The sequence below is a fragment of the Aquabacterium humicola genome (genome assembly GCF_030167915.1).
GTDB classification, from domain to species: domain Bacteria; phylum Pseudomonadota; class Gammaproteobacteria; order Burkholderiales; family Burkholderiaceae_C; genus Pseudaquabacterium; species Pseudaquabacterium humicola.
Genome location: NZ_JARGNB010000002.1, coordinates 1,070,073 through 1,093,416, shown reverse-complemented (window position 1 = coordinate 1,093,416; position 23,344 = coordinate 1,070,073). Strand labels below are relative to the sequence as shown.

Here is a 23,344-nt window from a genome sequence, read left to right as displayed (position 1 = left end):
GACGCCCCGACGCTCGCTTCGCTCGCTGCCCCACGGGATCCGAGAGATTCCCTGCGGGATCCGTGGGACGCATCAGCCCCTACGGGCGGCCGGGCGCCGCTGATGGTCGACGACGCCCTGCCGGCCGGAAGCGTCGTCGGCGAGTTCGAGATCCGCCGCGTGCTCGGCTACGGCGGCTTCGGCATCGTCTACGAAGCCTACGAGCCGATGCTCGACCGCCGCGTGGCGCTGAAGGAGTACTTCCTGCGCGGCTACTCGCGCCGCGACGGCCTGGAGGTGCGGCCGTCGAACGAGGACGCGGCGGAGATGTTCAACTCCGGCGCCGCGCGCTTCGTGCGCGAGGCGCGGCTGCTGTCGATGCTCAACGAGCGCACGCGCAGCGATGGCTCGCTGGTCGCCGTCTATCGCGTGTTCCAGGCCAACGGCACCGCCTTCATGGCGATGAAGCTGTACGAGGGCCAGACGATGCGCAATGCCGTGCATCTGGACCCCGACATGGTCACCGAGCCGTGGCTGATCCGGCTGATGGAACGCCTGCTCGATGCGCTGCACGGGCTGCACTCGCTGCCCGGCGAGAACCTGGTGCACCGCGACGTCTCGCCCGACAACATCATCCTGCAGCCCGACGGCTCGCCGGTGCTGCTGGACTTCGGCGCCACGCGCAAGGCCAACGACGCGCAGACCTCGCTGATCTTCAAGCCCGGCTACTCGCCGATCGAGCAGTACACCGACAGCTTCCCGCTCGGGCCGTGGACCGACCTCTACGCGCTCTGCGGTGTCGCCTACTTCGCGGTCACCGGCCAGTCGCCGCTGCCGGCCATCGACCGCTACGCCGGCGCGATCTTCAAGACCGCCACGGCCCTGGGCGGCGAACGTTTCTCGCGCGGCTTCCTGGCGCTGATCGACCGCGGCATGGCGGTGCAGCCGGAGAACCGCTTCCGCAGCTGCGACGAGCTGCGCGCGGCGCTCGAGCAGGTCAAGGCCGGCACCTACGACGTGCCGCCGCCGCCGCAACCGGCGAGGCCGAAGCTCTACGACGACGAGACGACGCAGGTGATGTCGGGCCGCGACGGGACGACGCGCAGCTGGCAGGGGCCGGCGGTGTCGGCGCCGGTGTCGGCCCCCGTATCGGCACCGGCATCGGAACCGGTATCGGCTCCCCGCTCCGCGCCCGCATCGGCGCCCCTGTCCGTCCCCGTGACCCGGGAGCGCACGGCCCCCCCGGTGGCCGTCACCTCGACCGCAACCGCGCCGCCGTCGCGCCGGCCGCTGCTGCTGATGCTCGGCGGTGGCCTCCTGATCGCCGCGATCGCCGGCGTCGGCTGGCAGAAGCTGCGTCCGCGGCCCGACGTGAGCACGGTGTCGTCGAGCAGCAACCCGACGGTGCTCGGCCAGGTGGCGTCGGCCGTGCCGGTCGACCCGTCGGCCGCCGCGTCGGCACCGGCCGGCACGACCGCCGCGGCCTCCTCGCCGGTCGGCTCGACCACGGCCACGGCCGCCAGCGCGACCGTGCCCGGCCTGGCCTGCACTGCCGAGGCCGCCGACTGGCCCTGCGTGCTCGACGGCCTGGCGAAGCTCTCGACCGCGCAGGAGCTGCAGCTGAAGGTGGTGCCGGCGCGCATGAAGGTCGGCCAGCGCATCACGCTGGACGTGGCACCGAAGAGCGACGGCCGGCTGATGATCCTGGGCGTCAACGACGTGCCGGGCGGCAAGCTCGTCCTGGTGTTCCCGAACGATGCCGACGCCAACGACCGCGCCCACGCCGGCCAGGCGCTGCAGCTGCCGCGGCGCCAGTTCTGGGACCTGGTCGCACAGCCGCCGCTCGGCCGCAGCTACATGGTCGCGGTGCTGACGCCGCAGCCGCTGGCCGTGCCCGCCGATCTGCGCCAGGGCGTGTCGCTGCAGCAGGCGGTGAAGGCCTTCGCCAGCGGGCGGCCGCTGTCGCTGCTGGGTGTGGCCGATTGCACGGCCGGCGCGGCCGGCGCGGCCGCGGAATGCCCTAAGTCACTGTCACTTCGCGCCGCCGACTTCATCATTGACTGATGTCGTTGTTGGCCGCGCCGGAAGAGCGCGGCGTGATGGAGAAACCCATGTCTGCCAACCGCTTCCGCATCCTGATCGCCCCGGTCGCCCTCGCCTCGCTGCTGGCCGGCGCCGGCCTTGCGCAGGCCACCGACTTCGGCAAGCGCACGCCCGAGGTCAAGGAGCTGGTCGATGCGCTGAAGCCCTCGGCGCAGCCGGCCGAGCGCACCCGCGGCTTCGCCGTCGTCGGCGCCGCGGCCACCGCGGCGAAGCCCAGTGCGTCGATGCAGGTCGGCTTCGACTTCGGCTCGGCCGACGTGATGCAGCGCGACCTGGTGAAGATCGACCGCCTCGCCGAGGCGCTGAAGAGCGAATCGTTGCGCGAGTACAAGTACCAGGTGATCGGCCACACCGACGCGGTCGGCCCGCTGGCGTTGAACATGCGCCTGTCCAAGGACCGCGCGGCCTCGGTCGTCGAGCACCTGAAGCGCCACGGCGTCGCCGCCGATCGCATCGTCTTCGAAGGCCGCGGCCCGAACGAGCTGCTCAATGCGCGCCAGCCGGACGCCGCCGAGAACCGGCGCGTCGAGGTGCGGCTGATGCAGTGACGAGAGCGACGACGCGGGCCCTCGCGCAGGCGCGCCGCGCGTGGCAGCTGCTGCATGCCGACGCACCCGCCGCCGGGCGCATCGCCGAGCAGGCGCTCGCGCTGGCGCTGAAGAACGACGACCACCCTGCCGAGGCCTGGGCCCGGCTGGTGCGCGGCTACCACCGCCTGAACTTCGGCACCCTCGTCGAGGCCGCCGACGAACTGCGCCGCGCCCGCAACCGCTTCGACGCACTCGGCGACCGGGCCGGCCACATCCTGGCCGAAGCCGGTTTCGCGCGCAGCCTGTGGCGCGGCGGCCGCTACCGCGAAGCCATCGACACCGTGCTGCCGCTGCGCGACGAAGGCCTGCGCGTGCTGCGCCATGCGCAGCGCGGCGTGCTGCTGAACACCATCGCCGGCTGCTATTCGGTCATCGGCGACTCCGAGCGCGCCTTCGCCTACATGTACCAGGCGCTGCGCGATGCCGGGCCGGCGCACGGCCACGGCATCGATGCGGTGCTGCACTGCAACCTCTCGAACGAGCTGCTGCAGCTCGGCGACTTCGAGGAAGCCTTGCGCCACGTCGAGCAGGGCCGCGAGCGCGCGGCGCGCATGAACAACCCGTTCCTGCGCAGCGTGCTGCTGATCAACCGCATCATCTGCCTGACCGAGATGGGCCGGGCCGCCGAGGCGCTGGACGACGTGCGCGCCGTGCGCGACCTGCCGGCCGATGCGCAGGGCCGCGGCGGCAATGCCAAGCACTTCGAGACGCTGGCCATCGCTGCGCTGGCCGCCGGTGATCCGACGCTGGGCGAGGAGCTGCTCGCGCTGGCCGATGCGCTGCCCGGCGCCGGCCTGCCCGACGAACGCCTGGAGCGCGTGATCGCGCAGGCGCTGCTGGACCACCAGCGCGACCGCCTGGGCGAGGCGCTCGATACGCTGGCGACGCAGCGGGCCCTGGCCGCGGACGATCGCGTCGCCGGCCTCAGCCTGCGCGTGCGCTGCCAGTTCTTCCACTGCGCGTCGGTGCTGCACGAAGCCCGCGGCGACAGTGCCCAGGCGCTGGCCGACCTGCGCCAGTGGCAGTCGCTGCACCTGCAGCAGGCGCAGCGGGCCTCGCGCGCGCGCTACCAGGCCGCCGCGCTGCAGACCGAGCTGCTGCGGCTGCAGCACCGGCTCGAGGAGAACGACGCGCAGCGCCGCGACTCCGAGCGCGCGCGCGAGGCGCTGGCGGCCGCCAACAGCCGGCTGTCCCGGCGGGTCGACGAGGCGCAGGCGCTGCATGAATCGCTGCGCCAGCAGGCCACCCGCGACGCGCTGACCGGCCTCTTCAACCGGCGCCACCTCGACGACACGCTGCCGGCGCTGCTGGCGCAGGCCCGGCGCGCGGCCGAGCCGCTGGCGATCGCGCTGATCGACCTCGACCACTTCAAGTCGGTCAACGACCGCTTCGGCCACGACGTCGGCGACCGCCTGCTGGAAGCCTTCGGCCGCCTGCTGCAGCGCAGCCTGCGCGCCGGCGACACCGCCTGCCGCTACGGCGGCGAGGAGTTCTGCCTGCTGCTGCCCGCCACCGGCGGCCTGGCGGCCCAGCGCCTCGTCGACCAGCTGCTGCAGCGCTGGCGCCGCGAGGCCTTCGAGCTCGACGGGCTGACGCTGCAGGGCCTGAGCTTCTCGGCCGGCGTCGTCGACAGCGACGGCCCGCTGCTCGACCCGCCGGCCGTGCTGCGTGCCGCCGACCAGGCCCTGTTGATGGCCAAGCAGCTCGGCCGCAACCGCGTGCTGGCCACCGCGCTGCCCGCCGCCGCGTGAGCCGAACGCGCCCTTGCAGCAATTGACGCAAGGCTTAACAACTACCCCCCTAACTTGGTGCCGGGCGCATGCGACGCCAGGGCGCACAAAGCGGCGTACACGGCAGGACGAATGGCGACATCGGGTCGCCAAGGGTCCACGGAATTCAACAAGGGGTAGCGATGGCCTTCCATCTGTACGACATCAACGAGCTGTTCAGCAATGCGAGCGGCAGCATCCAGTTCATCGAGCTGCGCGTGGGCGGCTCCAACGGCGAATCGTTCTGGTCCGGCCAGACGATCACGGTGACGCAGGCCGGCGAGACGCACACGTTCACCTTCGGCACCAACCTGCCGAGCACGCAGACCGCCAATACGTCCGTGCTGCTGGCGACCCAGGGCTTCGCGAACCTGGGGCTCGTGACGCCGAACTACATCATCCCGGACGGCTTCCTCTTCACCAGCGGCGGCGCAACGGTGAATTTCGGCGGCGGCGCCGACACGGTGAACTACCTCGCGCTGCCGACCGACGGCCGCAACTCGGTCGACCGCGCCGGCACCCAGCAGGTCAACTCCCCGACCAACTTCGGCGGCCAGACCGGCTCGGTGACGCTGCCGGCGCTGAACCCGATCGTCGGCACCGCCGGCGCCGACACGCTCAATGGCACCGCGGGGGCCGACGACATCGACGGCCTGGCGGGCCGCGACACGCTCAAGGGCAACGGCGGCGACGACCTGCTCGACGGCGGCAGCGACATCGACGTCGCGCTCTACTCGGGCAACCGCGCGGGCTACACGGTCGGCGCGGGCGGCGCGACCGTCTCCGGCGGCAGCGACGGCAGCGACACGCTCGCCAACATCGAGCGCGTGCGCTTTGACGACTCGGCGCTGGCCTTCGATCTCAACAGCAGCGGCGCCGCGGCGAGCACCGCCAAGCTGCTGGGCGCGGTGTTCGGCGCCGCGAGCGTCGGCAACAAGGTCTACGCCGGCATCGGCATCGCGCTGTTCGACAGCGGCGAGACCTATGCGGAAGTGGCGGACCTGGCGATCCATGCCGCGCTCGGCCAGACCATCGACAACGCGGCGCTGGTGCGGCTGCTGTACACCAATGTCGTCGGCAGCGCGCCGAGCGACACCCAGGTGAACGAGTTCGTCACGCTGCTCAACGTCGGCGTGTTCACCCAGGTGTCGCTGACCACGTTCGCCGCCGACTACGAGCTCAACGTGGCCAACGTCAACCTGACCGGCCTGGCCCAGACCGGGCTGGAATACCTGCCCTTCCCGGGCTAGCGGGTCAAGCGCAAATTGCACTGGGGCGCACCGGCTATTGGCGCCCGGCACGCCGAGGTCGGACGTTAGAGTCCTCGACAGGGTCCGCCGCATCGGCGGACCCTCGCATCGAGGAGGACCCCATGCCCAATCCGAAGGCCCAGCTGCTCGCCACCATCGTCAACGCCGTCGACTTCAAGCCCCTGGTCGCCGGCCAGGCGTTCCAGTGCAGCACCGCGACGCTGTCGATGAATCCCAATCCGCAGAACGGCGTGACGCTGAGCGGGACGGTGCCGGACCAGTGCGTCACGGTCACGGCCGCGGTGGACCTCGTCTTCACCTTCGCCGCCGGACCGACCAACCGCGAGGTCTACTACCCGGTCGGCCTGACGCTGGAGAGCCTGATCGACGGCGGCGAGGTGCTGCCCGAGCAGCGCGCGCTGTTCCCGACGCTGGTCATCGACAGCACCGGCATCAGCCAGGGCCTGCCGTCGATGACCCTGACGGACCTCGACAACGACCCGAGCGACAACAACTACGACTTCTACCTGATGATCCAGCGCGGCAGCGACGGCGCGATCGGCATCATCGATCCGAAGATCACGAACCAGTGACGGCGCCGGCCGGAGCGCTCTGGCGCGCGAGCCAGGCCGACCGGATCTGCCGGTGGAAGGGCACGGCCTCGAGGAACGACAGGCGCCGCGGTCCCTCGGCGATGCGGGCGGCGCGGGCACTCAGCTCGGACCAGGTCTGCGCCAGCTGGTCGGCTGCCCGCGGGTCCGCCAGCCGCTCCAGCACCTGCCAGCAGACCAGCCGGATGCGCAGCGGCTCGTCGGTGCCCTCCAGGCTCAGTCCGGTCGCCAGGCGCGCCAGGATGACCTCGACCTCGGCGCCCGCGGCCGCCACGTCGCCGCGCTCCAGCGCGGCCTGCGCCAGCGCGGCGATCGCCTCGATCGCGAGGTGCGGCATCTCCAGCTGGTCGAACAGGTCGCGTGAGCCGCGCAGCAGCTGCAGCGCGGCTTCGGCATCGCCGAGGGCCTGCGTGGCCTGACCCTCGACGCGCAGCGCCGCCGCCTCGCCCCAGCGGTTGCGCGCCGAACGCAGCAGCTGCACCGCCTGGCGGGCCTGGGCCTGTGCGGCGGCCGCCCGGCCCTGGTTCAGCAGCACGAGGCCGAGGTTGGTGCGGATCAGGCCTTCGTTCTTGTGCTGGCCGATCGAGGCGCTCAGCGCCATCGCCTGCTCGAACTGGGTCTGGGCCAGGCCGTACTCGCCCAGCGTCATCGCGACGAAGGCCAGGTTCGCCAGCGTTCCGCCCTCGTTGAGCCGGTCGCCGGCCGCCTTGTGCAGCGCGAGCGCACGTTCCAGGTACTCGAGCGCCTGTCCGAACTCCCCGGCCTCGACGAAATAGTTGCCCATCTCGTTGAGCAGCATGGCCTCGATGCGCGGCACGCCGCCCGCCCGCGCGCGCGCCAGCGCCTCGGCCGCCGCGGCGCGCGCCTCGACGTAGCGGCCCAGCCGCCCGAGGGCGAACACGACCATCGCGTGCGCGGCGATGGCACAGTCCGCGTCGCGGCGATCGGCCAGGGCCAGCGCGCGCTGCGCGCACGCCAGCGCCATCGCGGCGTCGCCGCACTCGAAGTGATAGCGCCCGCGACGTTCCAGCACGCGGGCGCGGCGGCCGTCGTCGCCGAGCTGCTCGGCCAGTGCGTCGAGCGCGTCGAGCGTGGCCGGCAGCGCGTCGTGCGCGCTGAGGTGGTCGAGCACGCGCGCGCGCAGGTGCGTCAGCGTCCAGCGTCGCGCCAGGTCGGTCTCGGCGGCCAGCGCCAGCGCACGATCGCAGTGCTGCAGGGCCCCGGCGAGCGCGAAGCGCTCGTGCGCCGTCTCGGCGGCGCGCTGCCAGCCGTCGAGCGCCCGCGCCGGCTCGCCCCCCCGCTCGTAGTGATCCGCCACCAGCTCCGGCGCCGCGCCGGGCTGAGCCGCCAGCCAGGCCGCGACCCGCGCATGGGCGCCGCGTCTGAACCGCTTCAGCAGCCGCTCGTAGACCGCTTGGTGCAGCGCCTGGTGACGGAAGCGGTACTCGCGCTGGCCCTGCAGCGTGCTGCGCCCGGCCTCGACGACCAGGTCGCGGCCGACCAGGGACCGCAGCGGTGCGAGCGATGGCACGCCCAGCGCCCGCAGCGCGTCGTCCCAGAACGCGACGCCGACCACCGCAGCGGCCTCCAGCAGCTGCCGCTCCTGCGCCGGCAGCGCGTCCAGGCGCGCATGCAGCACGCCGGCCAGCGTCGTCGGCACCGCGAGCTCGGGCAGGCGTGCGGCATGCACCTGCCAGCCCTGCGCCGAGGTGGCGATCACGCCCTGGTCGACCAGCATGTTGACCAGCTCTTCCATGAAGAACGGATTGCCCTCCGCGCCGGCGGTCAGCAGCGCATGCAGCGCCGGCGGCACGTCGGGCAGCCGGTGCAGCAGTGCACCGGCCAGCGTCGTCGACGCGGCATGGTCCAGCGGTTGCAGGTCGATGCGGCAGGCGTTCGCCGCCGCGGCCAGCCAGTGCGGCCGCCGCTCGTGCAGCGATGGCCGCGTGAAGCCCACCAGCAGCAGGCGCATGCCCGCCTGCTTCGCCAGCACCTGCTCGACGAAATCGAGCGAACCCTCGTCGGCCCAATGCAGGTCGTCGAGCAGCACCACCAGCGGAGCATCGCCGCCGGCGAGCGCGCGCAGCGCCTGCGCGGCATGGAAGAACGCGCGGTCGCGCAGCTGCCGCGCGTCGGCGAGCAGGCCGCGCAGGTCGGGCTCGTCGGCAAAGTCCAGCCCGAGCAGGTGCCCCAGCACGGCGGCATCGCCGCGGCTGCGCAGCAGCGGCGCCATGCCGTCGAGCCACTGCGCGCGCGCGGCGGCCGCCGCATCGCTGTCGTAGATGCCGAGCCAGCGCAGGAACATCACCCGCAGCAGGCCGTACGGGCGGCCGCCGTCGCGTTCGAAGGCATTGGCCTGCAGGCGGCGCAGGCCCTCCGGCCGACGCGCCAGCCACTGATCGAACTCGAGCGCCAGTCGCGACTTGCCGAGCCCCGCGTCGCCGATCACGGTGACGAAGGCCGGCCCCTGCGCGCCGCTGCGCACCGATTCGTAGGCCGACTCCAGCGCGCCGAGCTCGGCGCCGCGCCCGACCAGCGGCGTCTGCAGCCCGTCGACGCCCCGCAGCAGCCGGCGTTCGGCGGCCGGCCGCGCGCCGAGCACGAGCCAGGTGTCGACCGGCTCCTCGAGGCCCTTGACCTCGAGCGGCGGCTGCCGCTGCACCTCGAACAGGCCACGCACCACGCGCGCGGTGTCGCGGCTGATGCGCAGGCCCCCCGCGGGCGCCGTCTGCTCCATGCGCGCGGCGATGTGCACCGTCATGCCGCGGATCGATTGCGCCCCGTCGACGCCGCCCCCCAGCAGCACCGGCCCGGTGTGCACGCCCACGCGCAGGCCGAAGCCTTCGCGGCCGAAGCGCGCCCGCACCGCGGCGGCCTGCGCACGCCCTTCGTCCAGGATCGCCAGCCCCGCCAGCAGCGCGCGCTCGGCATCGTCCTCGCGGGCCAACGGCGTGCCGAACACCGCGAGCATGCTGTCGCCGGCGTACTGCAGCACCACGCCCTGGTGCTCGCGCACGATGGCCGTGAAGCGCGCGAGCGCGCCGTCGAGCAGCTGGTGCAGGTCTTCCGGGTCCAGCTGGCGGCCGAAGGCCGTGGAGCCGACGACATCGCAGAACAGCACGCTGACGAGCCGCAGCTGCTGTTCGGCCGCACCGTCCACGCCCTCCGCGCCGCTCGCGGCCACGCGCTGGGCGTGCAGCGCGGCCAGCGCCGTGTCGACCACGGCATCGCCCAGCAGCGCACGCTGCGCCTGCAGCGCCGCGATCGCCGCGTCGATGGGCCCGGTGGCGTCGCGGGTCACGTCAGCTCAGGGCGCCGCGCGGTAGTTCAGCGGCACGAAGGCATAACCGCTGCCTTCGCTGCGCAGGCGGCCGACGCCCGGGAACGACAGGTGCGCAGCGCCCACCAGGTAGCCCTGCGCCGCGGCCTCGGCGTAGGCCTTCGCGCGCTGCTGCGCGGCGGCGGCGGAATCGCTGTCGAACTGGATCGTCACCGGCGGCGTCGCGAACTGCACCGCGGCCACGTGCATCAGGTCGCCCCACAGCATCAGCTTCTGGCCCTTGCTCTCGATCAGGTAGGTCGTGTGGCCGGGGGTGTGGCCGTGACTGGCGACGGCGCTGACGCCGGGCACCAGCTCGGTGCTGCCGTCGAAGGCCTTGAAGCGGCCGGCCGCGAGGTACGGGTTGAGCATCGCCATCGCGCCGCGGAAGCCGCCGCGCGCGGCCTCCGGCGCCTTCTCCATCTGCTCCTTGCTGAGCCAGAACTCCGCATCGCGCTTGTCGGCGCGCACGACGGCGTTGGGGAACGCGGGCTTGTCGCCGGCACTCAGGCCACCGACGTGGTCGCCGTGCATGTGGGTGATGTAGATCTCGTCGACCTGCTCGGGCGTGTAGCCCGCCGCGCGCAGGCTCGCCTGCAGCTTGCCGAGCGTCGGCCCGAACAGGCCGCCGGCACCGCTGTCGATCAGCACCAGCTTGGCTCCGGTGTTGATCAGGAAGGCGTTCACCGAGGTCTCGATCGGATCGCTCAGGAAGCTGCGCTTGATGTCGGCCTGGTACTTCTCGGCCGTGATGTTGGTCAGGAGCTGGCTCATCGGCAGGTTCACCGTGCCATCGTTGAGCACGGTGACCTCGATGTCGCCCAGCATGACGCGGTGGAAACCCGGCGCCTGCGTCTTCTGCATCGGACCGGCGGCCTGCGCGGCAGGCGCCAGCAGCGCGATCCCGAGGGCCAGGGCCGTCAGCGTGTTCGTCAACGTCTTCATTCGATTCCTTCGTCGGTGGCCGCCCCGTTTCGCCCGATTGGCCGGGGCCGCGGCAGCATAGCGTGCGCCGCCGGTGCCCGCTGCGGCGGCGGGGAACCAAAGCGCGAGGGGCGTCATGAGGCCCCCACGTCGCTTCGCTCCTGCCCCGGAGGGCGCGAGCCGCCTTGGGGCGGCCCGGCGGCGGCTCAGGCCGCCTGCGCCTGAGCCGCGAGCACCTCGGTGCGCACCGCCTCGGTCAGCTCGGCTTTCAGCTCGGCGAAAGGCGCCGTGGTCTTCACCGAGTAGTGGCGCGGATGCACCAGCGGCACGGTGCGGTCGAGCTTGATGCGGCCCGGCCGCGCGCTCATCACGACGACACGGCTGCCCATGAAGACCGCCTCGTCGATGTCGTGGGTGACGAAGAGCACCGTCGTGCGCTCGGCCTCCCAGATGCCCAGCAGCAGTTCCTGCATCAGCTCGCGGGTCTGGTGGTCGAGCGCGCCGAAGGGTTCGTCCATCAGCAGCATGCGCGGCTTGTTGGCCAGCGCACGCGCCAGCGCGGTGCGCTGCTGCATGCCCCCGGACAGCTGCTTCGGAAAATGGTTCTCGAAGCCCTTCAAGCCGACCTTCGCAATGAAGCCCGACGCGATCGCCAGCTGCTCGTCCCGCGGCAGGCCGCGCTCACGCAGCCCGAAGCAGACGTTGTCCCGGACCGTCAGCCACGGGAACAGCGTGTAGCTCTGGAACACCATGCCGCGGTCGGCGCCCGGACCGTCGATGCGCCGGCCATCGAGCAGCACCTCGCCGGTGGACTGCCGGTCCAGTCCGGCGACGATGCGCAGCAGCGTGCTCTTGCCGCAGCCCGAGGGCCCGAGGATCGTGATGAAGTCGTTCTCGGCGACATCGAGGTCGGTGGCCTGCAGCGCCAGCGTCTCGCCGTGGTTCGAGGTGAAGCGGCGCGAGACGCCGCGCACGCTGAGAAGAGGGGACGGGGTCACTTGACGAATCCTTTGGAGGCGGCTGACGGCCCGGTGCGGTCATGCATGCAAGCACCGAGCGCGCCAAGGCCACTGGGTGCCCGGCTCCGCTCATGTCCCCCGGGCCGTGCGCCGCTGATACGCACCAGGCTGGATCCCGGCCGGCCCTCCTCCTTGACTTCGCTACGCCGGGCACCCAGCGGCCTTGGCTCAAGCGACACCGTGGCATGCGACGGCCTGCCAGGGCGGTGCGGATCAGGACGGCGGGGCGCTCTGTGGAGCGAAGTCAAGGAGGAGGGCCGGCCGAAACTCAGCCTGGGCGTCACAGCGCAGCCCGGCCCGGGGGACATGAGCGGAACAGAGCGCCCCGCCGGACTGATCTTGTGCAGACCTCGGCACGCGACGGCGACCACCCGCACAGGGCCGAACGCCGCCCCTCGGCCAGCGCTCACCGCCCCAGCTGCGCCCATGGGAACAGCCGCCGGTTCGCGGCCTTGAACAGCAGGTCGCTGGCCAGGCCGATCAGGCCGATCACGATGATGCCGAAGATGATCTGGTCGGTCGCCAGCAGCGCCTGGCTGTCGGTGATCATGTGGCCGATGCCGCTGGACGCGCCGATCAGCTCGGCGACGATCACGTAGGTCCAGGCCCAGCCGAGCACCATGCGCAGGATCTCGGCGATCTCCGGCGCGGCGCCGGGAATCAGCACGCGGCGGATCAGGCTGCGGTCGCGCACCCCCAGCGTATAGGCCGCCTCGACCAGGTCGCGCCGGGTATTGCCCACCGTCACCGCGATCATCAGCACCAGGTTGAAGAAGCTGCCGATGAAGATCACCGCCAGCTTCTGCGCCTCGCCGATGCCGGCCCACAGGATCAGCAGCGGGATGAAGGCCGACGCCGGCAGATAACGTGCAAAGGAGATGAAGGGCTCGAAGAAGGCCTCGACCGGCTTGTACGCGCCCATCGCGACGCCGAGCGGCAGCGCGAGCGCGGCGGCGATGACGAAGCCGCCGACGACCCGCCACACCGTCATGCCGATGTCGCCGATAAACCCCATCTCGGCCAGCAGCGTGTAGCCGCTCTTCAGCATCGTCAGCGGGTCGGCCAGGAAGGTCTTCTGCACGAAGCCGCCGAAGGTGGCGAGGCTCCAGGCGGCGACGAAAACGACGAAGAATCCCACGCCGAGCGCGATGCGCGCGCCCGGCGCGACAGGGACAAGAGGCTTCATGCCAGTGACGCTCCGAAGTCGGAGACCGCCGCAGATTGCGGTGCAACCAAGCACACGCCGCGGAACCGGCTCTGCCGGGCCGCTGGCGTGGCCCCCTGGGGGGAGGCGGCCGAAGGCCGCTTAGGGGGGGTCACTTGAGGAAGCGCGTGTCCGCGAGCTTCGACAGGTCCGGCGCCGCCTTGATGATCCCCACTTCGAGCAGCAGGTCCGCGGCTTCCTTGCTGAAGGCCGCATGCTCGCCGGCGAAGAACTTCTGGTTCGCCTCGCGGTCCTGCCAGCGCAGGTAGGCCTGGCTCTTCTCGAAGGCTTCGCCGGTCTGCTTGACGTCGGCGCCCATGATCTCGAAGCTCTTCTTCGGATCGGCCTTGATCATCGCCACCGCGTCGAAGTAGCCGTCGGCCAGTGCCTTGGCGGCCTTCGGGTTCTCGGCCAGGAACTTCGGCGTGCAGCCGAAGGTGTCCATCACCATCGGGTAGTCGAGCGTCGTCGCGATGATCTTGCCGGCCTCGGGCTTCGCGCGCACCGCGCCGAGGTAGGGCTCGTAGGTCATCGCCGCGTCGATGCCGTCGGTGCCGGCGATCATCGCGTTGGCCGCGGCCTGCGGCTCCAGGTTCACGACCTTCACGTCCTTCACGCTCAGGCCGTTCTTCTTCAGCATCCAGGCCAGCGTGAAATACGGCGCCGTGCCGGGCGCGCTGGCGGCCACGGTCTTGCCCTTCAGGTCGGCGATCTTCGTGATGTGCGGCTTCACCACCATGCCGTCGGCGCCGTAGCTCTTGTCGAGCTGGAAGATCTGCGTCGTGGCGACGCCGTTGGCATTCCACACCACCCAGGTCTCGACCGTCGTCGCCGCGCACTGGATGTCGCCCGAGGCGACCGCCAGATGGCGGTCCTTCTGCGGGATCTTCTTGATCGTCACGTCCAGGCCGTGCTTCTTGAAAAGGCCCGCTTCCTTCGCCAAGGTCAGCGGCGCGAAGCCGGTCCAGCCCGAGATGCCGATGGCGACCTTGGTCTCCTGGGCGAATGCGCCGGCGGCGAAGAGCGACGCGGCGGCGAAAGCGATCAACGACTTCATGGGTTCTCCGGTGGTGGATGAATTGATGTTCGCACGAAGGCCACCGCCAATTGCGACCGGGTGCGACCGGGTGCGGACGGTGGCTGGACTGGCGTGGCCGGGCGAGCGCGGGCTAGGATGCCCGCTCACGCGAAACGGAGGCCCCGCATCATGATCCGACGCCGCGTCCTCGTTGCGCTCGTCGCCCTCGGCGCCGGCCTGGGCCACGGGGCAGCCACGGCCCAGCCGCTGGTCATCGGCACCCATGCCCAGGAGGACACGGTGCAGGGCCGCCTGGTGCGCAACATCCACCGCGAGGCCTTTCGCCGCATCGGCGTCGAGGTGCGCGTCGACGTCTTTCCGCTGCAGCGCCTGACCATGCTCAGCCGCAGCGGCGAGATCGACGGCGATGTCGCGCGCGTGCATGGCTACGGCGCCGCCCACCCGGACCTGGTCCGCGTCGAGGAGCCGATGTACGCGCTGCAGTTCGGCCTCTTCGCGGTGAAGGAAGGCCTGCAGGTCCGGCAGTTGCAGGAACTGGCCGGCCAACCCTGGCGTGTCGTGTACCTGCGCGGCGTCGCGCTGTGCCGGGATGGGCTGGAAGCCACGCTGAAGCCGGCGCAGATCCAGGCGCTGAACGACGAGGACCAGGGCCTCGACATGCTGCTGGCCGACCGGGCCGACCTGTACTGCGCCTCCGACGCCGTTTTGGAAGATCGCCTGAGCCGGCCGCGGTACCGCGACGCGCCGAAGTTCCGGCTGCAGGTGCCGCTGGGGCCGCCGCTGCCGCTGTACGCGTACCTGCACCGGCGCCATGCCGAGCTGGCGCCCCGGCTGGCCGCCGCGTTGCGCCAGATGAAGGCCGAGGGCCTGATCGACCGGTACCGCCAGGAATCCCTGCTGCATCAGACCGCTCGTTGAACCGGCCGGCGCGCTCAGGCCGGAATCCACAGCGCCGGCAGGCCCGGCAGCGTGCGGAACACGCGCGACAGCGCCCCGTCGGTGACCAGCGTGGTCGCGTGCTCGATGTCGGGTGCGAGGTAGCGGTCGCGCTCGACCGACGGGCACTGCGCGCGCAGCAGGGCATGGGCCTGCTCCAGCGCCGTCGAGCTGGCCAGCGGCCGCAGGAACTCAATGCCCTGCGACGCCGCGAGCAGCTCGATGCCGAGGATGTGCGCGGTGTTGTCGATCATCGGCTGCAGCCGGCGCGCGGCGAAGGTGGCCATCGAGACGTGGTCCTCCTGGTTCGCCGAGGTGGGCAGCGAATCGACGCTGGCCGGGTGCGCGAGCGACTTGTTCTCAGAGGCCAGTGCAGCCGCGGTGACGTGCGCGATCATGAAGCCGGAGTTGAGCCCCGCGTCCTGCGTCAGGAAGGGCGGCAGGCGCGACACGCCGGCGTCGATCAGCATCGCGATGCGGCGCTCGGCGATCGCACCGACCTCGGCAATGGCCACCGCCATCGCATCGGCCGCCAGCGCCACCGGCTCGGCGTGGAAGTTGCCGCCGCTGATCAGGCCGCCCTCGCCTTCGCTGAACACCAGCGGGTTGTCGGTCACCGCGTTCGCTTCGCGCAGCAGCACGAGGGCCGCGTGGCGCAGCTGGTCGAGGCACGCGCCGACCACCTGCGGCTGGCAGCGCAGGCAGTACGGGTCCTGCACACGGTCGTCGCCGGTCTCGTGCGAGCGGCGGATCGCACTGCCGGCGAGCAGCGCGCGGTAGTACTGCGCCACGTCGATCTGGCCCGGCTGCCCGCGCAGCGCGTGGATGCGCGGATCGAAGGGGCCGTCGCTGCCGCGCGCGGCGTCGACCGTCAGCGCCCCCACCACCAGCGCCGATTCGAGCACCGGCTCGAACGCCAGGAAGGCATGCAGCGCGAGCGCGGTCGAGGTCTGCGTGCCGTTGATCAGCGCCAGGCCTTCCTTGGCCGCCAGTTGCAGCGGTGCGAGGCCGTGCTCGGCGAGCACAGCCTTCGACGGCTTGCGCTTGCCGTCCACCAGGAACTCGCCCTCGCCGATCAGCGCCAGCGTCATGTGCGACAGCGGCGCGAGGTCGCCCGACGCACCGACCGAGCCCTGGCTCGGCACGAAGGGCACGAGGCCGGCATTGAAGACGTTGAGCAGGCTGTCGATGACCGCCGGCCGCACGCCGGAGGCCCCGCGCGCGAGCGACGCGGCCTTCATCGCCAGCATCAGCCGCACCACTTCGGGCTGCAGCGGCGCGCCGACGCCGACCGAGTGCGAGCGGATCAGGTTCAGCTGCAGCAGCGCCAGGTCGGCTTCGCTGATGCGCTTGTTCGCCAGCTTGCCGAAGCCCGTGTTGACGCCATACACCGGCGCGTCGCCGGCCGCCGCGCGCTGCACGACGGCCGCGCTGGCCTCGATCACGCGCGCCGCCGACGGGTCCAGCGCCAGTTGCACGCCGCCGCGGTGGATGGCCTGCAGGTCTTCCAGCGTCAGCGCGCCGGGTTTCAGGACGAGCGTCATCGGTCAGGCTCCGAGCATCGGCATCTTCAGGCCCTGCGCCTTCGCGCAGGCGATCGCCTCGTCGTAGCCCGCATCGGCATGGCGCATCACGCCGGTGCCGGGGTCGTTCCACAACACGCGCTCGAGCCGCTTGGCCGCCGCCTCGGTGCCGTCGCAGACGATCACCACGCCCGCATGCTGCGAGTAGCCCATGCCGACGCCGCCGCCATGGTGCAGGCTGACCCAGGTCGCGCCGCCGGCGGTGTTCAGCAGCGCATTGAGCAGCGGCCAGTCGGAGACGGCGTCCGAGCCGTCCTTCATCGCTTCGGTCTCGCGGTTCGGCGAAGCGACCGAGCCCGAATCGAGGTGGTCGCGGCCGATGACGATCGGCGCCTTCAGCTCGCCCGACCTGACCATCTCGTTGAAGGCCAGGCCGGCGCGGTGGCGCTCGCCGAGGCCGATCCAGCAGATGCGCGCCGGCAGGCCCTGGAACGCGATGCGCTCGCCGGCCATGTCGAGCCAGCGGTGCAGGTGCGTGTCCTCGGGGAACAGCTCCTTCATCTTCGCGTCGGTCTTGCGGATGTCCTCGGGGTCGCCCGACAGCGCCACCCAGCGGAACGGCCCCTTGCCGCGGCAGAACAGCGGCCGGATGTAGGCCGGGACGAAGCCGGGGAAATCGAACGCGTTCTTCACGCCTTCGTCGAAGGCGACCTGGCGGATGTTGTTGCCGTAGTCGACCGTCGGCACGCCCATCTGCTGGAAGGCGAGCATCGCCAGCACGTGCTGCGCGCAACTCGTCGCGGCGGCGGCGCGCAGCGCCTCGTGCTGCGACGCATCGGCCTGCGCGGCACGCCAGCGCTCGACGCTCCAGCCGATCGGCAGGTAGCCGTTGACGAGGTCGTGCGCGGAGGTCTGGTCGGTGACGAGGTCCGGCTTCACACCCCGCCTGACCAGTTCCGGCAGCACCTCCGCCGCGTTGCCGAGCAGGCCGATCGAGACCGCCTTGCCCTCGGCGGTGTAGCGCGCGATGCGGGCCAGCGCGTCGTCCAGGTCGCTCGCCTGCTCGTCGAGGTAGCGCGAGCGCAGCCGGAAGTCGATGCGGCTCTGCTGGCACTCGATGTTCAGCGAGCAGGCGCCTGCGAAGCTCGCGGCCAGCGGCTGCGCGCCGCCCATGCCGCCGAGGCCGGCGGTCAGGATCCAGCGGCCGGTCAACGAGCCGCCGTAGTGCTGGTGCGCCGCTTCGGCGAAGGTCTCGTAGGTGCCCTGCACGATGCCCTGGCTGCCGATGTAGATCCAGCTGCCAGCCGTCATCTGGCCGTACATCATCAGGCCCGCCCGGTCCAGCTGATCGAAGTGCTCCCAGGTCGCCCACTTCGGCACCAGGTTCGAGTTCGCCAGCAGCACCCGCGGCGCATCGACGTGCGTGCGGAATACGCCCACGGGTTTGCCCGACTGGATCAGCAGCGTCTCGTCCTCTTCGAGCTTCTCCAGCGACTTCAGGATCGCCTCGTAGCAGTCCCAGTTGCGGGCGGCCTTGCCGATACCACCATAGACAACCAGGGCGTCCGGGTTCTCGGCCACCGCAGGGTCGAGGTTGTTCTGGATCATGCGCCAGGCCGCTTCGATCAGCCAGTTGCGGCAATGCAGCGTGGCGCCGGTGGGCGCCTTCACCGGGTGCGCTCCCTTGTGAACTTCGGCGACGTGACGCACGGCGGACAGATCGGTCATCAGGGGAACTCCGGAGGTGGCTTGCGGCGGACGCAACGGCCGGGGGCGGGAAAACGACGGGTCGGACTCTACTTGTCTATACAAGTTGGTGCAAGTAGTATTCGCGCCGATGTCCCGGACCAATACCACCGCGCCCCAGCTCGCGCCGTATGCGCAGGTCAAGCAGCACTTGAAGGGGGAGCTCGCCCGCGGCCGCTACCCGCCCGGTGCGCTGATGCCCTCCGAGGCGGAGCTGGTCGCGCAATTCGGCGTCAGCCGCATGACCGTCAATCGCGCGCTGCGCGAGCTGCAGAGCGAGGGCCTGGTCGATCGCGTGCAGGGCGTCGGCACCTTCGCCGCGCAGCTGCACCGCGTGGCGTCGACGCTGACGATCCACGACCTGCACGATGAGATCGCGCAGCGCGGCCATGTGCACCAGGCCGTCGTGCACGTCTCGCGCAAGGAGAAGGCGCCGGCTGCGCTGGCCGCGCGTCTGGGGCTCGAGGCCGGCGCGCCGGTGTTCCACACGCTGATCGTGCACCACGAGAACGGCATCGCGATCCAGTGCGAAGACCGCTACGTGAACCCGTCCTGCGCGCCCGGCTACCTCGACGTCGACTTCACGCAGACCACGCCGACGCACTACCTGCTGGAAGTGGCGCCGTACTGGAAGGCGCAGTACTCGATCGAGGCCGACCTGCCGAGCGCCGAAGAAGCGAAGCTGCTGGGCATCCGCCGCAGCGACCCCTGCCTGATCGTCGTGCGCCGCACCGAGCACCGCGACTCGCCGATCACCATCGCCCGGCTGGTGCATCCGGGTTCGCGCTATCTGCTCGAAGGCGCGTTCGCACCGTGACCCTGCAGGTGATCGACGTCAACCGCGTCGCGGCCGTGCCGTGGCGCAACGGCGGTGGTCTCACGCGCGAGCTGCTCGCCTGGCCGGACGCGACGAACTGGCATTGCCGCATCAGCGTCGCCGACATCAGCGCCGACGGTGCGTTCTCGTCCTTCCCTGGCATCGATCGCTGGTTCGCGGTGCTCGAGGGCGACGGCGTCGTACTGCATTTCGCCACGCACCGCGAGGCGCTGGACTGCCGCAGCCCGCCCCTGCACTTCGACGGTGCCGCGACACCGCAATGCAGCCTGCAGGGCGGCGCGACGCGCGACCTGAACCTGATGCTGCGGCGCGGCACCGGCAACGGAGTGATGCAGCGCGTGCACGGCGACGCGGAATGGTTCAGCATCGCCCCCATGCGTGCGGTGCTCACCCTCGAACCGGCGCGGCTGCAGATCAACGATGCCGACGCGGCGATGCTGCCGGCGTGGTCGCTGGCGCTCAGCCAGCACGCGTCGCGCCAGCGCTGGCGCCTGCAGGGCGACGCCGCGCCGAACGCGCTGTGGCTGGCCTTCGAGCCGCGAGCGATGCCATGAGCGCGCCGCTCACGCTCTGGCGCGGCGCCCGCCTCGCGACGATGTGCCCCGGGGCCCCCTGGGGCCTGGTCGAGGACGGCGCGCTGCTGATCGAGGGCTCGACGCTGCGCTGGGTCGGCGCCGAACATGCGCTGCCCGCGGCGCTGGCCCGCCAGGCCGAACAGGACATCGACCTCGGCGGTGCGCTGGTCACGCCGGGCCTGATCGACTGCCACACCCACCTCGTCTACGGCGGCCACCGCGCCACCGAGTTCGAGCTGCGGCTGCAAGGCGCCAGCTACGACGATCTCGCGCGCGCCGGCGGCGGCATCCGCTCGACCGTCACCGCCACGCGCGTGGCCACCGATGCGCAGCTGTACAAGCTCGCCGCGCAGCGCGCCCGCACCCTGATGGCCGAAGGCGTGACGACCATCGAGGTGAAGTCCGGCTACGGCCTGTCCGCCGAACACGAGGCGCGCTGCCTGCGCGTCGCGCGCCGGCTGGGCCGCGAGCTGCCGCTGACGGTGCGCTGCACCAGCCTCGGCGCGCACGCGCTGCCGCATGAATTCACCGGCCGGCCCGACGACTACATCGACGCGGTGTGCGGCTGGCTCGCCGAGCAGCACGCCGAGGGCCTGGTCGACGCGGTCGACGCCTTCTGCGAGCACATCGGCTTCACGCCACAGCAGGTGCGGCGCCTGTTCGAGACCGCGCGCCGCCTCGGCCTGCCGGTCAAGCTGCATGCCGAGCAGCTGAGCAACCTGCACGGCGCCGCGCTGGCCGCGGAGTTCGGCGCGCTGTCGGCTGACCACCTCGAGTACACCGACGACGCCGGCGTCGCCGCGATGGCGCGCGCCGGCACGGTCGCGGTGCTGCTGCCGGGTGCCTACTACTTCCTGCGCGAAACGCGGCTGCCGCCGATCACCGGGCTGCGCACGCAAGGCGTGCCGATGGCCATCGCCAGCGACCACAACCCGGGCTCCTCGCCCGGGCTGTCGCTGCTGCTGATGCTGAACATGGCCTGCACGCTGTTCCGCATGACGCCGGAAGAGGCGCTCGCCGGTGTCACCGTGCACGCCGCGCAGGCGCTGGGCCTGGGGGCCACGCACGGCCGCCTGCAGGCCGGACGCCAGGCCGACTTCGTCGTCTGGGACCTCGCCGCGCCGAACGAGCTGGCCTACTGGTTCGGCCGCAATCCGTGCCGCCGCGTGGTGCAGGCCGGCATCGAAGTGGGAGGACCGGACTGATGGACCCCGTCTTCACGCTGCATCGCGGCAGCACCCCGCTGCTGGTCAGCCTGCCGCATGTCGGCACCGGGCTGCCGGACGATCAGAAGGCGCGTTATGTCGATCGGGCGCTGGCGCTCGAAGACACCGACTGGCACCTCGCGCAGCTGTACGGCTTCGCCGCGTCGATGGGCGCGTCGATGATCGTGCCCCGCTTCAGCCGCTACCTGATCGACCTGAACCGGCCGCCGGAGAACGCACCGATGTACCCCGGCGCGAACAACACCGAGCTGTGCCCGACGCGATTCTTCACCGGCGAGAAGCTGTATCGCGCCGGCGCGGCGCCGGACGATGCCGAGATCGCGCGCCGCATCGAGTTGTACTGGCGCCCCTACCACGACGCGCTCACGTCCGAGCTGCAGCGGCTGCACACCGAGCATGGCTACGCGCTGCTGTTCGACGGCCACAGCATCAAGTCGCACCTGCCGTGGCTGTTCGAGGGCAAGCTGACCGACCTGAACCTCGGCACGGCCGAAGGCCACAGCTGCGCGCCGGCGCTGCGCAGCGTGCTGGCCGAGGTGCTGGCCTCGCAGGACCGCTTCAGCCACGTCGTCGACGGCCGCTTCAAGGGCGGCCACATCACCCGCCACTACGGCCGGCCGGCCGAGAACGTGCATGCGGTGCAGCTCGAGATGTGCTGGTCCTGCTACATGGACGAAGCGCCGCCGTACGCCTGGGACCCGGCACGCGCCGCGCCGGTGCAGCCGCTGCTGCGCCGGCTGCTGCAGGCGATGCTCGACTGGAGGCCGGCGTGATTCGCTTCGAGCCGGTCGACCCGCGCCATCCCGACGCACTGGCGCTGCTGCACGAAGCGGCGCTCGAAGCGCGCGCGCTGTACCCCGAGCTGTTCGCCGCCGACACGCCGCTGCCGAGCAATCCGCCGGCCGAACCACGCAGCCTGTACCTGCTGGCGCGCGATGCCGACGGCCGGGCGCTGGCCTGCGGTGCGCTGCGTCCGATCGACGAGCACACCGCCGAACTGCGTCGCATGTTCGTGACCCGCGGCGAGCGCCGCCGCGGCCTCGCCCGGGCCGTGCTGCAGCAGCTCGAAGCGGCCGCGCCGGCACTGGGCTATCGCACGCTGCGCCTGGAGACCGGCTTCCGCCAGCGACCGGCGATGGCGCTGTACCAGGCCTGCGGCTGGCGGCCGATCGAGCCCTTCGGCGCCCACGCCGACGATCCGGCGAGCCGCTGCTTCGAGAAGGTCCTTTCCGTTTCTGCATCCATCACATGAGCCCGGATCCCTCCCTGCTGTGGGCGCCCCGCGCCTGGGTCGCCGGCGGCTGGCGCGAGCGGGTGGTGCTGCGCATCGGCGCCGACGGCTGCTTCGCCGACGTGCAGGCCGACCAGCCGCCGCCGCCCGATGCCACGCGGCTGGCCGGCCCGGTGCTGCCGGGCCTCGTCAACGCGCACAGCCACGCCTTCCAGCGCGCCTTCGCCGGCCTGGCCGAACGCCGCAGCGGCGAACACGACGACTTCTGGAGCTGGCGCGACCGCATGTACGGCGTGGCGCTGCGCATCTCTCCGGCGGCGCTCGAAGCCGTCGCCGCGCAGCTGTACGCCGAGCTGCTGCAGGGCGGCTATACGCAGGTCTGCGAGTTCCACTACCTGCATCACGCGCCCGACGGCCGGCCCTACGACGATGCGCTGACGATGTGCCGCGCACTGCAGCGCGCCGCCAGCCGCACCGGCATCGGCCTGACCCTGCTGCCGGTGCTGTACGAACGCGCCGGTTTCGCCGCGCCCGCGCTGCGCGAGGACCAGCGCCGCTTCGCCACCGACGTGCAGCGGGTGCTGGCGCTGCGCGACGGCGTGCGTGACGCGCGCTGGCCGCTGGTGACGGCCGGCGTCGCGATCCACTCGCTGCGCGCCGCGGCGCCGCAGTCGATCACGCAGCTCGAGGCCGCGCTGGCCGACGACGCCGGCCCGATCCACATCCACATCGCCGAGCAGACCGGCGAGGTGGACGACTGCCTCGCCGCGACGGGCCAGCGCCCGATCGAATGGCTCGCGCGCCATGTGCGGCTCGATGCGCGCTGGCAGCTGGTGCACGCGACGCACGCGACCGACGTGGAGATCGACGCGGTGGCCGCCAGCGGCGCCGGCGTCGTGATCTGCCCGAGCACCGAAGCCAACCTCGGCGACGGCCTGACCGATGTGCCGCGCTGGCTGCGGCAGGGCACGACCTTGTCGATCGGGTCGGACAGCCACGTGTCGCGTTCGGCGATCGGCGAGCTGAAGCTGCTGGAAGAAGGCCAGCGCCTCGGGCTGCGCCGGCGCAACGTCGCCGCGGCGCCGCAGGCCGGCTGCCCGTCGACGGCCGCGCACCTGTTCGAGCGCATGCTGGCCGGCGGCGCGGCGGCCGCGTCTTTCGGACGTTGGGGATTGTCGGCCGGCGCGCGCGCCGACTTGCTGGTGCTCGATGTCGACGCGCCCGGCTTGCTCGGCGTGCCGGCCACGCACGTGCTCGACGCGCTGGTCTTCGCGACCGATGCGCCGGCCTTCGCCGAAGTGCGCGTCGCCGGACGGGTCGTGCTGTCCGGCGGCCGCCGTCACGACCAGCAGGCGCTGCAGCGCGCCTTTGGCGACGCGATGGCGGCGCTGTGGTCCGAAGGCGGTTGAGCGGGGCGCATCGCGCCGCAGCGCCTGCCGCCGCCCGGCGCTTCTTCCGGCAA

General features: G+C 71.8%; 19 protein-coding genes. 12 read left to right on the top strand and 7 right to left on the bottom strand.

The genetic code is table 11. The features are described from left to right. The first annotated feature begins 102 nt into the window (after positions 1–102). From P1K89_RS15265 to P1K89_RS15245, 5 genes are all read left to right on the top strand, one after another. Complete coding sequence (locus P1K89_RS15265) at positions 103–2,043, top strand: serine/threonine-protein kinase (protein ID WP_284617294.1); 1,941 nt, start codon at positions 103–105, stop codon at positions 2,041–2,043. 47 nt (positions 2,044–2,090) lie between these two features. Continuing rightward, the gene (locus tag P1K89_RS15260; protein WP_284617293.1) at positions 2,091–2,630 is read left to right on the top strand and encodes an OmpA family protein; all 540 of its coding nucleotides are present in this window, start codon (positions 2,091–2,093) and stop codon (positions 2,628–2,630) included. Next, positions 2,627–4,423, top strand: coding sequence for a diguanylate cyclase (locus tag P1K89_RS15255; RefSeq protein WP_284617292.1), 1,797 nt, complete (start codon positions 2,627–2,629; stop codon positions 4,421–4,423). Before P1K89_RS15260 ends, P1K89_RS15255 begins: the two co-directional genes overlap by 4 nt. A gap of 161 nt (positions 4,424–4,584) precedes the next feature. Next, complete coding sequence (locus P1K89_RS15250; protein WP_284617291.1) at positions 4,585–5,691, top strand: calcium-binding protein; 1,107 nt, start codon at positions 4,585–4,587, stop codon at positions 5,689–5,691. Positions 5,692–5,813: 122 nt separating this feature from the next. Then, positions 5,814–6,284: a hypothetical protein gene (locus P1K89_RS15245; RefSeq protein WP_284617290.1), complete on the top strand. Its 471-nt coding sequence runs from the start codon at positions 5,814–5,816 to the stop codon at positions 6,282–6,284. Here the strand turns inward: P1K89_RS15245 and P1K89_RS15240 are convergent. The 5 genes from P1K89_RS15240 to P1K89_RS15220 form a co-directional block, all read right to left on the bottom strand. After that, on the bottom strand, positions 6,271–9,603 hold the full coding sequence (locus tag P1K89_RS15240) for an ATP-binding protein (RefSeq protein WP_284617289.1): 3,333 nt from the start codon (positions 9,601–9,603) through the stop codon (positions 6,271–6,273). The two genes, P1K89_RS15245 and P1K89_RS15240, sit on opposite strands and share 14 nt — an antisense overlap. 6 nt (positions 9,604–9,609) lie before the next feature. Beyond that, positions 9,610–10,566, bottom strand: coding sequence for an MBL fold metallo-hydrolase (locus tag P1K89_RS15235; RefSeq protein ID WP_284617288.1), 957 nt, complete (start codon positions 10,564–10,566; stop codon positions 9,610–9,612). A gap of 185 nt (positions 10,567–10,751) precedes the next feature. Continuing rightward, complete coding sequence (locus tag P1K89_RS15230) at positions 10,752–11,543, bottom strand: ABC transporter ATP-binding protein (protein WP_284617287.1); 792 nt, start codon at positions 11,541–11,543, stop codon at positions 10,752–10,754. Positions 11,544–11,970: 427 nt separating this feature from the next. Beyond that, the gene (locus tag P1K89_RS15225) at positions 11,971–12,750 is read right to left on the bottom strand and encodes an ABC transporter permease (protein WP_284617286.1); all 780 of its coding nucleotides are present in this window, start codon (positions 12,748–12,750) and stop codon (positions 11,971–11,973) included. A gap of 130 nt (positions 12,751–12,880) precedes the next feature. Further along, positions 12,881–13,825 (bottom strand): ABC transporter substrate-binding protein, encoded by a 945-nt coding sequence (locus P1K89_RS15220; protein ID WP_284617285.1) that lies wholly within the window; start codon positions 13,823–13,825, stop codon positions 12,881–12,883. 150 nt (positions 13,826–13,975) lie between these two features. On the opposite strand from P1K89_RS15220, the gene P1K89_RS15215 reads away from it, so the two are divergent. Then, the gene (locus tag P1K89_RS15215) at positions 13,976–14,725 is read left to right on the top strand and encodes a substrate-binding periplasmic protein (RefSeq protein ID WP_284617284.1); all 750 of its coding nucleotides are present in this window, start codon (positions 13,976–13,978) and stop codon (positions 14,723–14,725) included. A gap of 14 nt (positions 14,726–14,739) precedes the next feature. Here P1K89_RS15215 and hutH read toward each other — a convergent pair whose 3' ends face one another. Both hutH and hutU read right to left on the bottom strand, forming a co-directional pair. Further along, complete coding sequence (gene hutH / locus P1K89_RS15210; protein ID WP_284617283.1) at positions 14,740–16,287, bottom strand: histidine ammonia-lyase; 1,548 nt, start codon at positions 16,285–16,287, stop codon at positions 14,740–14,742. 3 nt (positions 16,288–16,290) lie between these two features. Further along, complete coding sequence (hutU, locus tag P1K89_RS15205; protein ID WP_284617282.1) at positions 16,291–17,994, bottom strand: urocanate hydratase; 1,704 nt, start codon at positions 17,992–17,994, stop codon at positions 16,291–16,293. A gap of 109 nt (positions 17,995–18,103) precedes the next feature. On the opposite strand from hutU, the gene hutC reads away from it, so the two are divergent. Genes hutC through P1K89_RS15175 form a run of 6 tightly spaced genes read left to right on the top strand, consistent with a single transcriptional unit; the run spans position 18,104 to position 23,291 of the window. Next, positions 18,104–18,829: a histidine utilization transcriptional repressor HutC gene (gene hutC / locus P1K89_RS15200; protein WP_284617281.1), complete on the top strand. Its 726-nt coding sequence runs from the start codon at positions 18,104–18,106 to the stop codon at positions 18,827–18,829. Next, positions 18,826–19,404: a HutD/Ves family protein gene (locus P1K89_RS15195; protein ID WP_284617280.1), complete on the top strand. Its 579-nt coding sequence runs from the start codon at positions 18,826–18,828 to the stop codon at positions 19,402–19,404. The genes hutC and P1K89_RS15195 overlap by 4 nt, the downstream gene beginning before the upstream one ends. Then, positions 19,401–20,630: an imidazolonepropionase gene (gene hutI / locus P1K89_RS15190; protein ID WP_284617279.1), complete on the top strand. Its 1,230-nt coding sequence runs from the start codon at positions 19,401–19,403 to the stop codon at positions 20,628–20,630. Before P1K89_RS15195 ends, hutI begins: the two co-directional genes overlap by 4 nt. Then, on the top strand, positions 20,630–21,424 hold the full coding sequence (gene hutG, locus P1K89_RS15185) for an N-formylglutamate deformylase (RefSeq protein ID WP_284617278.1): 795 nt from the start codon (positions 20,630–20,632) through the stop codon (positions 21,422–21,424). The genes hutI and hutG overlap by 1 nt, the downstream gene beginning before the upstream one ends. Beyond that, a complete protein-coding gene (locus tag P1K89_RS15180) occupies positions 21,421–21,903 on the top strand; it encodes a GNAT family N-acetyltransferase (protein ID WP_284617277.1) in 483 nt (160 codons plus the stop codon). The genes hutG and P1K89_RS15180 overlap by 4 nt, the downstream gene beginning before the upstream one ends. Beyond that, entirely contained in the window at positions 21,900–23,291 is a 1,392-nt protein-coding gene (locus P1K89_RS15175; RefSeq protein ID WP_284617276.1) for a formimidoylglutamate deiminase, read from the top strand. Before P1K89_RS15180 ends, P1K89_RS15175 begins: the two co-directional genes overlap by 4 nt. Positions 23,292–23,344 lie beyond the last annotated feature (53 nt).